Source organism: Exiguobacterium sp. Helios (assembly GCF_014524545.1).
In the GTDB taxonomy this organism is placed as follows: Bacteria; Bacillota; Bacilli; order Exiguobacteriales; family Exiguobacteriaceae; genus Exiguobacterium_A.
Genome location: NZ_CP053557.1, coordinates 285001 through 296800, shown reverse-complemented (window position 1 = coordinate 296800; position 11800 = coordinate 285001). Strand labels below are relative to the sequence as shown.

At 47.6% G+C, this 11800-nt stretch carries 11 protein-coding genes and 2 rRNA genes (1 of these 13 cut by a window edge); 1 reads left to right on the top strand and 12 read right to left on the bottom strand.

Features of this window, described 5'->3' with window-relative positions:
• Positions 1–51 precede the first annotated feature (51 nt).
• Complete coding sequence (gene metG / locus HNY42_RS01565) at positions 52–2007, bottom strand: methionine--tRNA ligase (protein WP_188004969.1); 1956 nt, start codon at positions 2005–2007, stop codon at positions 52–54.
• A 340-nt stretch (positions 2008–2347) separates the two neighbouring features.
• Between metG and HNY42_RS01560 the strand changes: the two genes are divergently transcribed.
• On the top strand, positions 2348–2644 hold the full coding sequence (locus tag HNY42_RS01560; protein ID WP_014969089.1) for a transition state genes transcriptional regulator AbrB: 297 nt from the start codon (positions 2348–2350) through the stop codon (positions 2642–2644).
• A 38-nt stretch (positions 2645–2682) separates the two neighbouring features.
• Here HNY42_RS01560 and rsmI read toward each other — a convergent pair whose 3' ends face one another.
• From rsmI to HNY42_RS01505, 11 genes are all read right to left on the bottom strand, one after another.
• Entirely contained in the window at positions 2683–3537 is an 855-nt protein-coding gene (gene rsmI, locus HNY42_RS01555; RefSeq protein ID WP_131504495.1) for a 16S rRNA (cytidine(1402)-2'-O)-methyltransferase, read from the bottom strand.
• Positions 3521–3793 carry a GIY-YIG nuclease family protein gene (locus HNY42_RS01550; protein ID WP_131504496.1) on the bottom strand — a complete coding sequence of 91 codons (273 nt, stop codon included), beginning with the start codon at positions 3791–3793 and terminating at the stop codon, positions 3521–3523. Before HNY42_RS01550 ends, rsmI begins: the two co-directional genes overlap by 17 nt.
• Positions 3786–4523, bottom strand: coding sequence for a tRNA1(Val) (adenine(37)-N6)-methyltransferase (locus tag HNY42_RS01545; RefSeq protein ID WP_131973699.1), 738 nt, complete (start codon positions 4521–4523; stop codon positions 3786–3788). Before HNY42_RS01545 ends, HNY42_RS01550 begins: the two co-directional genes overlap by 8 nt.
• 49 nt (positions 4524–4572) lie before the next feature.
• Entirely contained in the window at positions 4573–4935 is a 363-nt protein-coding gene (gene yabA / locus HNY42_RS01540; RefSeq protein ID WP_026827008.1) for a DNA replication initiation control protein YabA, read from the bottom strand.
• The gene (locus tag HNY42_RS01535; RefSeq protein WP_131504498.1) at positions 4932–5762 is read right to left on the bottom strand and encodes a PSP1 domain-containing protein; all 831 of its coding nucleotides are present in this window, start codon (positions 5760–5762) and stop codon (positions 4932–4934) included. The genes yabA and HNY42_RS01535 overlap by 4 nt, the downstream gene beginning before the upstream one ends.
• Before the next feature lie 6 nt (positions 5763–5768).
• Positions 5769–6761 (bottom strand): DNA polymerase III subunit delta', encoded by a 993-nt coding sequence (locus HNY42_RS01530; RefSeq protein ID WP_131504499.1) that lies wholly within the window; start codon positions 6759–6761, stop codon positions 5769–5771.
• Positions 6761–7090 (bottom strand): cyclic-di-AMP receptor, encoded by a 330-nt coding sequence (locus HNY42_RS01525; RefSeq protein ID WP_114597425.1) that lies wholly within the window; start codon positions 7088–7090, stop codon positions 6761–6763. The genes HNY42_RS01530 and HNY42_RS01525 overlap by 1 nt, the downstream gene beginning before the upstream one ends.
• A complete protein-coding gene (gene tmk, locus HNY42_RS01520; RefSeq protein ID WP_131973700.1) occupies positions 7087–7725 on the bottom strand; it encodes a dTMP kinase in 639 nt (212 codons plus the stop codon). The genes HNY42_RS01525 and tmk overlap by 4 nt, the downstream gene beginning before the upstream one ends.
• Entirely contained in the window at positions 7722–9131 is a 1410-nt protein-coding gene (locus HNY42_RS01515; protein WP_188004968.1) for an aminotransferase class I/II-fold pyridoxal phosphate-dependent enzyme, read from the bottom strand. The genes tmk and HNY42_RS01515 overlap by 4 nt, the downstream gene beginning before the upstream one ends.
• Before the next feature lie 82 nt (positions 9132–9213).
• Positions 9214–9329 (bottom strand): 5S ribosomal RNA (gene rrf, locus HNY42_RS01510).
• Between the two features lie 48 nt (positions 9330–9377).
• A 23S ribosomal RNA gene (locus tag HNY42_RS01505) occupies positions 9378–11800 on the bottom strand; it runs 492 nt beyond the window's last position.

Here is an 11800-nt window from a genome sequence, read left to right as displayed (position 1 = left end):
ACTCCTTCTTTCAAAAAAATGCCTGTGACATCGAGTCCACAGGCATCTGGATTATTTTACGCTTGCCCCGTTCGCCATCGTTGATGGTACGGTAGCTAATTCAAGTTTACCTGATTTCTCGGCAGCGAGCACCATTCCTTGCGACAATTCTCCCCGTAATGTGACCGGTTTTAAATTGGCGACGACGATGACTTTCCGACCGACTAAATCTTCCGGCTCATACCATTCAGCGATTCCTGAAACGATTTGTCGTGTTTCTTTCCCCATGTCGACCGTCAGCTTCAGCAATTTTTTTGCTTTTTTGATTTTTTCAGCTGTAACGACTTCTCCGACGCGTAACTCGATTTGGTCAAACACATCAATCGTCGTTTCCGGACGAACATCCGTGTCTGCCTCTTCGACTTCCGTCTCTTCTTCGACGCGCGCAGCAGAAGCTTGTTTCATCATCTCAACGATGGCTTCGACCTCTTCTTTCATATCGCGACGCGGGAAGATTGGTTCTGCCGTACCGACCTTCGTCCCCTCTTCAACAGTTGCGAACTGTTCAAGTGCTGCCCAGTCCATCGGTTGTCCTTCAAGACCGAGTTGACGGAAGATTTCTTTTGGCGAACGTGTCATAAACGGTTGTAACATGATTGCGACGTGGCGCAACGCACCAACCAGGTGGACCATCGATGAAGCGAGTTCTTTTGTTTTCGTTTCATCTTTTGCGAGTACCCACGGTTGTGTCTCATCGATGTATTTATTGGCACGGCTGATCAATTGCCAAATGTGCGATAAAGCAACCGAGAACTCCATGTGTTCCATCGAAGCTTCGACCTTCTCGACCGTTTCTTTGGCCAGTGTCGACAACGTTTCGTCAAACGGTGTCACGTTTCCGGCATACGTCGGAATGACGCCGTCGAAATACTTCGTGATCATCGCAATCGTCCGGTTGAGTAAGTTCCCTAGGTCATTCGCTAAATCAAAGTTCATCCGTTCGACGAATGCTTCCGGTGTGAACATCCCGTCTGAACCGAACGGTACTTCCCGAAGCAGGTAATAACGTAACGCATCGAGTCCGTACCGATCAATCATCGGAACCGGATCAACGACATTTCCTTTTGATTTCGACATCTTGCCGTCTTTCATCAACAACCAACCATGTGCAAACACTTGTTTTGGAAGTGGTAAGTCGAGTGCCATCAAGAGAGCAGGCCAGACGATTGTGTGGAAACGAACGATTTCTTTTCCGACGAGGTGGACATCAGCCGGCCAGTACTTATCAAAGTTTCCTTGGTCGTCTGTTCCGTATCCAAGTGACGAGATGTAGTTCGTTAACGCATCAACCCATACGTACACGACGTGTTTCGGATTGGACGGGACTTTGACACCCCAATCGAATGTCGTCCGGGAAACAGCAAGATCTTGTAAACCCGGTTTGATGAAGTTATTAATCATCTCATGTTTCCGTGATTCCGGTAAAATGAACGATGGATTTGCTTCATAATACTCTACTAAACGATCCGCATATTGACTGATCCGGAAGAAGTAACACTCTTCCCGGACAAGTTCGACCGGATGACCGCTGTCCGGACTTTTACCGTCGACGAGCTGTGATTCCGTATAATACGTCTCATCCGGAACAGAATACCAGCCTTCGTATTCTCCAAGATAAATATCACCTTTTTCGAGTAATGTCTCGAAAACGCGTTCAACGACTTCTTTATGACGTGATTCTGTCGTCCGGATATAATCATCATAGGAAATATCAAGACGGTCCCATAAGACTTTGATTTGTTCAACGACACCATCGACGAACTCCTGCTCGGAAACGCCGGCTTCCTTCGCTTTTTCTTGAATTTTTTGTCCGTGCTCATCCGTTCCGGTTAAGTAACGGACATCAAATCCCTGAAGTCGTTTGTAACGCGCCATCGCGTCCCCTGCGACTGTCGTATAGGCGTGACCGATATGTAGCTTAGCGCTAGGATAGTAAATCGGTGTAGTGATATAAAATGTTTTTGCCATGATATTCCTCCGTTCTGTATTTCATTTCATTATTATACGCTGTTCTGCCGTCTGTGTCGAAACTCGTTTTTTGTCGAATCCAAACATTTTTTGACATCAGACATCGAATACCAAAAAAACACACTAAATAGTTTCATTTCCTTTAAAAAGGGAAAATCTATTAGTAAATCGTTTCATTTGTGGCTTTTTTGAGAAAAAAATGACATTTTGATTTCAAGCTATTCAGATTGGTTGACTACTTTTGGAAAGTTTAGTATTCTACATTCTATAGAAGTGATGTCGAATTTTGACGATTTTCCAAAAATAAAGAGAACCTAGACATCAGAGGAGGAACAACAAAATGAAATCAACAGGTATTGTACGTAAAGTAGATGAACTCGGACGGGTCGTTATTCCAATCGAACTTCGTCGTACTCTTCAAATTGCAGAGAAGGATGCTCTTGAGATTTATGTCGACAACGAGCAAATCATCCTTAAAAAATACAAACCAAACATGACTTGCCAAGTAACAGGCGAAGTATCAGACGATAACTTCAAATTAGCAGATGGTAAATTGATTCTCTCTCCAGATGGCGCACAACGTGTCCTCGTTGAGTTAAAAGATTTCCTCGACCGTCATTACGCTGGAAACGAATAAGTAAAAAGAAGCGATTCCAAATGGAGTCGCTTCTTTTTTTAGGATTCATGATAACGCAAATACAATTCCTGACGATCGAGTCCCCGTTCCTTCGCCACACGTTTTAAGGCAGCATTCGGCTTTTCACCTTGTTCGATATACCGCTCAATTTGTTGCAACGGATCCGCTTCCTGTTCCTCTTCCGCCGGCCGCTCCTCCGTCGAACCTTCGACGATGACAACGAACTCTCCCCGGACTTCTTCTCCGGCCCATTCAAGAGCTTCTGTCACAGAACCCCGTATATACTCTTCATACCGTTTTGTCAGTTCGCGGGCTAACGTCAGTTGACGATCCCCAAGTACATCCCGTAAGGCGCCTAACATCTCTTTAAGGCGATGCGGTGCTTCGTAGAAGATGAGGCTGCCTTTTTCATAACGGACGGTCTCAAGCGCCTCACGACGCTCTTTTTTCTTACGCGGTAAAAAACCATAGTATAAAAATCGTTCTGTCGCAAGACCTGAGGCGACGAGTGCCGTTAACGCGGCATTAGCTCCCGGTAAGACGACGACCGGAATGTCCTCGGCAATCGCTTCCCGAATCAAATCACTGCCCGGATCTGAGATTCCCGGCATCCCGGCATCCGATACCAGAGCAACCTGTTTTCCCGCATGCAGGTCGCCCAACAGCCGTGCCCCGCTGACCTGTTTGTTATGTTCATGATAGCTGACGAGTTTCGTATCGATTTTAAAATGATTAAATAATTTCATCGTTTGCCGTGTATCCTCAGCCGCGACGAGATCGGACTCTTGTAAGATACGAACCGCGCGATAAGTCATGTCTTCGAGATTACCGATTGGTGTCGGTACGATGTACAAACCGGTTGTTTGTCCTTTAAAACTACTGGTTGCTTTCATGAGATGACCTCCCTCCTTGAATAAGTCGTTCTTTTTTAAGACGTGTCAATTGTTTAATGGCATACTCACGCTTTAAGGCTTCCGACTTTGTCGAAAATGTTTCTGTATATTCGAGTACGACCGGCAACCGGGCCCGGGTATACTTTGCACCTTGTCCATTGTTGTGTGTCGCAATCCGCTTTTCGACATCAACTGCATATCCTGTGTAGAGACTGCCGTCCCGGCAACGGACGATGTAGATGGCATGTTCAGACATCAAACTGAGTCCGCATCTGCAATGTGTACGTATCGTCCGGTTCGTATACGATGAAGGGAGGCAATACTTTCAGACCCGGTTTGGCATCTTTGATCCCTTCAATCAACAGCATGTTGGCTTCTTTTCCTTCTTTTGGGTAAACGAGTTGCATCCGCTTCGGTTCAAGCCGGTACTGACGCATCAAGGTGACGATATCGAGAAGACGCTCCGGTCGATGGACGAATGCTGTTTTTCCGCCTTGTTTCAAAAGATCTGCCGCTGACCGGATACAATCTTCAAGTGTACATAATACTTCATGCCGGGCGATTGTATAATGTTCACTTATGTTCCGGTTCGATGACTCATTTGCCAGGAAGTAAGGGGGATTACACGTGACGGCATCATACAGACCATACCCCAGTCGTTTCCCGGCTTCCTTGACGTCACCTTCGATCATCTGCAGTTGGTCCTGTTTTTCATTCAGTTGAATACTGCGCTCGGCCATATCGACAAGACGGGGTTGAATTTCAAGCCCTGTGATCATCCCTTTCGTCCGATAAGACAAAAATAATGGAATCGCTCCATTACCGGCACATAAATCGACCAACTTCCCTTGTTGGATCGGTACCCAGGCGAACTGCGCCAGTAAGGCGGCATCCAAGGAGTAGGAAAATACGGTGGGGCTTTGAATGATTCGTCCTTCTTTTCCAAGCAGATGATCCAGTCGCTCATCTGATAATAGTTCAGGCATATCGTTCTTCCTTTCTGAAAAAAAGACTGACTCCTAGGAAGTCAGCCTCTCAATGTTTCGTTAACATGGACAAGCAGAACAGACAATCTCCGTCTTTACGGACTTGACCATAATGCAGGTTACAAATATGGAATCCTTCTTGATATAGTCGTCCTAGATTATCATAGCCAGCACCTGTACCGGCTTCCGCCTGCGCTTCTTCTGTAATCGGTTGTTGCTCATCGCGCTCTACCTTCTCACGGAGGTGATGATTCTCAAGATACAGATGTTGATTCTCCTCCATCATGTAAGCAAGCTGATCTTTCAAAACGCTCAGATGCTCAGTCAGCAAGTGAATCTGTTGCTCGATCGCATCAACACGCGTAATGATTTCTTTTTTATCGACTCTCTCCACGCGTATGCACCCCGTCATTCTTTTGGTCGTTTTTGTTTTACGGCACCGACAGACAGTAGTTCCTCCATCGAGTATGTCAGAACCCGCGAACGGTCTTTCAACTCAATTTGGACGATTTGATCGAGAATGTTCAGACCCACCACGCGTCCTTCACCTTCCGGAACAGTCAATCGTTTTCCGTAATCCGGTAAATCCCGTCGCATTTCTTCGTATGTGTCATTTTCATATTTTAAACAACACATCAAACGACCGCAGACACCAGAAATCTTCGTCGGATTCAAGGACAGATTTTGATCTTTCGCCATCTTGATTGAGACCGGTTCAAATTCACCTAAAAACGAAGAGCAACAAAGAACACGACCACACGGACCGATTCCCCCGAGTAACTTCGCTTCATCACGAACACCGATTTGTCGTAACTCAATGCGTGTCCGGAAAACAGCTGCCAAATCTTTGACGAGTTCCCGGAAATCGACACGACCTTCTGCCGTGAAGTAGAAAATGACTTTATTGCGATCAAATGTATATTCGACATCGACTAATTTCATATCGAGTTTGTGCTCACGAATTTTTTCCACACAAACAGCATGCGCATCAAGCGCTGCCATTTTATTTTCACGGACGATCATCGCATCTTTATCATCTGCGACCCGAAGAATGGATTTTAGTGGCAAGACCACATCTTCTTCGTCCATTTGTTTATCGGCAATGACCACTTCGCCATATTCAATGCCCCGTACTGTTTCAACGATGACGGACTGTCCTCGTGATAATGACTCTTGTCCAGGTGCAAAATAATAAATTTTGCCCGCTTCTTTAAAGCGAACGCCTACTACTTCTAGCATATCGCTCTACCCCTTCTGTAAGTCAAACATGAGACGCTCAACTGTTAATTGAGGATTAACATTTGCTTCGATCCGCTTAACGGCTGCGAGTACTGCCTGCAACCACCGCGTGATCGTCGTCTGACTTTTTCCACCCATTTGTTCCAGTAATGGCCGGCTGTTTGCATATGTGATCGTTTCCCATGACGGATTCAATTTGAGATGAAGAACATCTTCAAAGAAACAGGTCACGAGTTCCAGACCAATTCGTGCATCTTGCCGATTTTTAAATTGACTCATCCATTTTTCCTGGACAAACAACGGTAAATCCGCCGGACGATTCGCTAATTCCTCCATCAATTGTACCACTGACACTCGCGCATTTACAAACCAGTCTTCGACTAATGCCTGTTCCGCATCCTCTATTTTCGGATAGACCCGGGCAGCCAGTTGCGTTAATTCGTTATCCCGTCCCGTTTTTTCGGATAAGACTTGTCCGATTAACAAACGATCTGCCGGACGAAAACTTAATAATTGCCCCCGTGAACGAATCGTCGGCAACAATAACTGCGGCTGATTCGTAATTAAAATCGCTACTTTTCCGGCACCCGGCTCTTCAAAGAACTTCAACAGACTGTTGGCTGCCTGGGGTGTCATTTTATGCGACTGTGTCACGACATAGATTTGCCGGTCGCCTTCAAGACCCCGTAACGATAGATCATGCATCAACTGCTGAATCTGTTCTTTCTTAATGGTGGCTCCGTCCGGTTCGATTTGATAGTAGTCGACCAGGTTGCCGCTGTCCATACGGCGGCAACTCCGGCAAGTTTGACATGGTTCAATTTGATTCCGCCGTTCACAAAACAGGCTCTTGGCGAACAACTGAGCCGCCTCTAAAAGAAGCGGCTCATAGTCCCCCGTAAAGATATAAGCGTGGTTAATACGATTCGTCTGTAACGAGTTACGCAAAATCGTCGCGATGACCGATTGAGTTTGTTCTAGTTCATGAAATGTCTGCATTAGAATTGATAAAACCCTTCGATTGGTAAGACGAATACTGTCGCCCCGCCTACCTGTACTTCGACTGGGTATGGGATGTATGAATCGGCATGACCGCCCATCGGTGAAATAGGTGAGACCATTTGTTCCCGGCTTGAACAATTCTTTTTAATCAAACGCATTAAATCATCCAATCGTTCGCTTTGGACACCAATCATGAACGTCGTATTTCCTTCTTTGAGAAAACCGCCTGTCGTCGCAAGTTTCGTTGCCCGAAAATCGTGTTCGACCAATGCTTCTGCTAAACGTAGGCTATCTTTATCTTGAACAATCGTAATGACCATTTTCATGATAATCTCTCCCTTTTTTTTAAATACGCCAGAGCATCCTGACATAATGTCGTTTGTAATGCTTCAATCGATTGAGTTGCATCAACCAGCTGAATTCGTTCTGGTTCCTGTTCCGCTAACGTCAGGAACCCTCCATACACCCGTTGGCGGAATGCGTCATCACGTTGTTCGATTCGATCCAGTGTCCCACGGTCCATCATCCGTTGCTTTGAATCTGCGACTGACAAGTTGAACAGATACGTGCGATCCGGTGTGAGATGGTTGGTGGCCTGTTGATTAATGGAACGAACCTGTTCAATCGAATATCCGAGTCCATATCCTTGATACGCAATCGATGCATCGATGAATCGATCGCATAAAACGACTTTTCCGGCAGCAAGAGCGGGGCGAATCAGTTCATTGACATGTTGTGCCCGAGACGCCGCATACAGGAGAATTTCCGTCATCTCATCCATCTCTTGAAAGTCGGGATTTAAGATCAGTGATCGAATCTCATTTCCGATTCGTGTACCACCGGGCTCACGTGTCATCACGATATCATATCCTTCAGCCGTTAAACGATCTGCAAGTAACTGCAACTGGGTCGTTTTCCCGGCACCATCTGGTCCTTCGACCGTAATAAATGTTCCTGTCATTCTATAATTCCTTCCTGTATCACACGCAATTTCCCCTGTTGGAGAAACTCACCGCCTTGCAGATGAATCGATGTGTTTGTATAGTATTCAATCATTTTAATATGTTCTGCTATAATCCGTTCTCCCCGCAATAGTAAAGGTATACCAGGTGGATAGGGGATGATGGTTTCAAGTGAAACCAATCCGACTGCTTTTTCAAAAGTCTGCTCGACTGCCTGGGCGTATTCCAATTGATCAAGTGGATAACTCAGGGACGATACCTTTATTTTACCCATAATCGGTTGTTCCATATACCTTTTATCTGGAATTCCTTCTGCTTTCAGGAACTCGACGGTTAATTGTATCTGATGGATCCAGGCATCCCGTTCAAATGGTTCGATGATTCGTAACGGTAAAATGCACACGACGTGTGCTCCAAGAGCAAATTCAGCATCAAGTCCTTGATCTGCTAGTGCCTCCAACAACTGACTTCCGGAATACGGTTCACAGGAAAGCACCATCCGCGACCAATCATCAAACGTAAATGCCGCCATACCTGTCCATTGATTAATTTGCTGATGAAGGAATTCATGACTAGTCCGAACAGATTTCATGTATGAAACCGTCCAACGTTCGCGATAATCACGGGCAAAGTCCAGTGAAGCCATCAACAGATAAGACGGACTAGATGTTTGAAATGCCTGAAGGGCCCGCATCAATCGTCTTCGTTCATCCTCCGTAAATCGTTCATGAATCCACGCCCCCATTGTCAGAGCAGGTAATGTCTTATGTGCTGATTGAACCACGGCGGTTGCACCAAGTTCAAATGCCGAACGGACACCAAACGCTTCACCGAAATGAGCGCCATGGGCTTCATCAATCAGTAACGGTATATTGGATGATTTTGTGATCCGAACCAACTCTTCGATTCGAGCAGTTTCACCATAATAAGTCGGTGATGTTAAAAATACGGCTGTACCTCCAGGAAAAACAGTTAAGGACTCCTTTAATGTTTCACGTGAAACATTCCCACTGATACCCGTTACCGGATCCCTTTCTGGTTCGAGTAAAATTGGTGATAAGCCCAACCATTCCATCGCATTAAAGACCGATTTATGTGAATTACGCTGAACATATATCCGGTCTCCCCTTTGTGAGACAGCAGCCAACATCGCCCAATTCCCGACCGTCGATCCGTTGATCAAAAAATGACTATCTGATGCCCCATAAATTCGGCGCAATAAAAGCTTGGCTTCATAAATGGCTTCTTCCGGATGATGAAAATCATCCAGACCACGCAACTCCGTTTTATCCCATTCAAAAAAAGAAGGTAATCCCTCAACTAATGTTCCATTCTTATGCCCCGGAACATGCCAGGAAGTAGCTTTTCTCTCTACATGAGCACCAAGTGCTTCAATAATTGGCATACGACCTTCCATATTTTACAGTCCTTTCTTAATCCAAACTACAAAAAGACCGACCTGCAAAATGCAGATCGGTCCTTCACTTGCCTGGCAACGTCCTATCCTCACAGGGGGAAGCCCCCAACTACTTTCGGCGTTCAAGTGCTTAACTTCCGTGTTCGGCATGGGAACGGGTGTGACCACTTGGCTATCGTCACCAGACGACGGGCTCGCGCCCTCAAAACTGAAGTCATCAACAAGATCATCTGCTAGAACAAGGCCTCGACCGATTAGTATCACTCAGCTCCGCATGTCGCCATGCTTCCACCCGTGACCTATCTACCTCATCGTCTCTGAGGGGTCTTTCTTGATTACTCAAAGGGAAATCTCATCTTGGAGGGGGCTTCATGCTTAGATGCTTTCAGCATTTATCCCGTCCGCACGTAGCTACCCAGCGATGCTCCTGGCGGAACAACTGGTACACCAGCGGTGCGTCCATCCCGGTCCTCTCGTACTAAGGACAGCTCTCCTCAAATTTCCTGCGCCCACGACGGATAGGGACCGAACTGTCTCACGACGTTCTGAACCCAGCTCGCGTACCGCTTTAATGGGCGAACAGCCCAACCCTTGGGACCTACTCCAGCCCCAGGATGCGATGAGCCGACATCGAGGTGCCAAACCTCCCCGTCGATGTGGACTCTTGGGGGAGATCAGCCTGTTATCCCCAGGGTAGCTTTTATCCGTTGAGCGATGGCCCTTCCATGCGGAACCACCGGATCACTAAGCCCGACTTTCGTCCCTGCTCGACTTGTAGGTCTCGCAGTCAAGCTCCCTTCTGCCTTTGCGCTCTACGAATGATTTCCAACCATTCTGAGGGAACCTTTGGGCGCCTCCGTTACTGTTTAGGAGGCGACCGCCCCAGTCAAACTACCCGCCTGACACGGTCCTCCAGCCGGATGACGGCTGCGAGTTAGAGACTCTATGCATGAAGGGCGGTATCCCAAGGGTGACTCCTCCGAAGCTGGCGCTCCGGTCTCGACGTCTCCCGCCTATCCTGTACATCATGCACAAAGCCTCAATATCAGGCTGTAGTAAAGCTCCATGGGGTCTTTCCGTCCTGTCGCGGGTAACCTGCATCTTCACAGGTACTATGATTTCACCGGGTCTCTCGTTGAGACAGTGCCCAAATCGTTACGCCTTTCGTGCGGGTCGGAACTTACCCGACAAGGAATTTCGCTACCTTAGGACCGTTATAGTTACGGCCGCCGTTTACTGGGGCTTCGGTTCAAAGCTTCGCTTGCGCTAACCCATCCCCTTAACCTTCCAGCACCGGGCAGGCGTCAGCCCCTATACGTCATCTTGCGATTTAGCAGAGACCTGTGTTTTTGCTAAACAGTCGTTTGGGCCTATTCACTGCGGCTCTACTCATGTAGAGCGTCCCTTCTCCCGAAGTTACGGGACCATTTTGCCGAGTTCCTTAACGAGAGTTATCCCGCGCGTCTTAGAATTCTCATCCCGCCTACCTGTGTCGGTTTACGGTACTGGCACCTTCCACCTCACTAGAGGCTTTTCTTGGCAGTGTGAAATCGTGACCTTCGTCCCTACGGGACTCCGCATCGTTCCTCGACTTTGGTGCCTGACGGATTTGCCAATCAGACGGTCTCGAAACTTACACATGCACTTCCATCCGCATGCGTCACTATCCTCCTGCGTCCCCCCATTGTTCAAACGGTGGATCGGTGGTACAGGAATATCAACCTGTTATCCATCGCCTACGCCTTTCGGCCTCGGCTTAGGTCCAGACTAACCCTGAGCGGACGAGCCTTCCTCAGGAAACCTTGGGCTTTCGACGGAGGGGATTCTCACCCCTCTTTTCGCTACTCACACCGGCATTCTCACTTCCAAACGCTCCACTGCTCCTTACGGTACAGCTTCACAGCGGTTTGGAACGCTCCCCTACCATTCCTTACGGAATCCGCAGCTTCGGTGGTATGTTTAGCCCCGTTACATTTTCGGCGCGGCGCCACTCGACTAGTGAGCTATTACGCACTCTTTGAATGGTGGCTGCTTCTAAGCCAACATCCTAGCTGTCTAGGCAGCGCCACATCCTTTTCCACTTAACATACACTTTGGGACCTTAGCTGGCGGTCTGGGCTGTTTCCCTCTTGACTACGGATCTTATCACTCGCAGTCTGACTCCCGAGTATAAGTTGCCGGCATTCGGAGTTTAACTGAATTCGGTAACCCTGTGGGGGCCCCTAGTCCAATCAGTGCTCTACCTCCGGAACTCTCAACCTCGAGGCTAGCCCTAAAGCTATTTCGGGGAGAACCAGCTATCTCCAGGTTCGATTGGCATTTCACCGCTACCCACACCTCATCCCCGCACTTTTCAACGTGCGTGGGTTCGGACCTCCAGTCAGTGTTACCTGACCTTCATCCTGGACATGGGTAGATCACCTGGTTTCGGGTCTACGACAACGCACTATGGCGCCCTATTCAGACTCGCTTTCGCTACGGCTCCGCCTCATCAGCTTAACCTCGCGCGCTATCGTAACTCGCCGGTTCATTCTACAAAAGGCACGCCATCACCCATTAACGGGCTCTGACTACTTGTAGGCATACGGTTTCAGGATCTATTTCACTCCCCTTCCGGGGTGCTTTTCACCTTTCCCTCACGGTACTGGTTCACTATC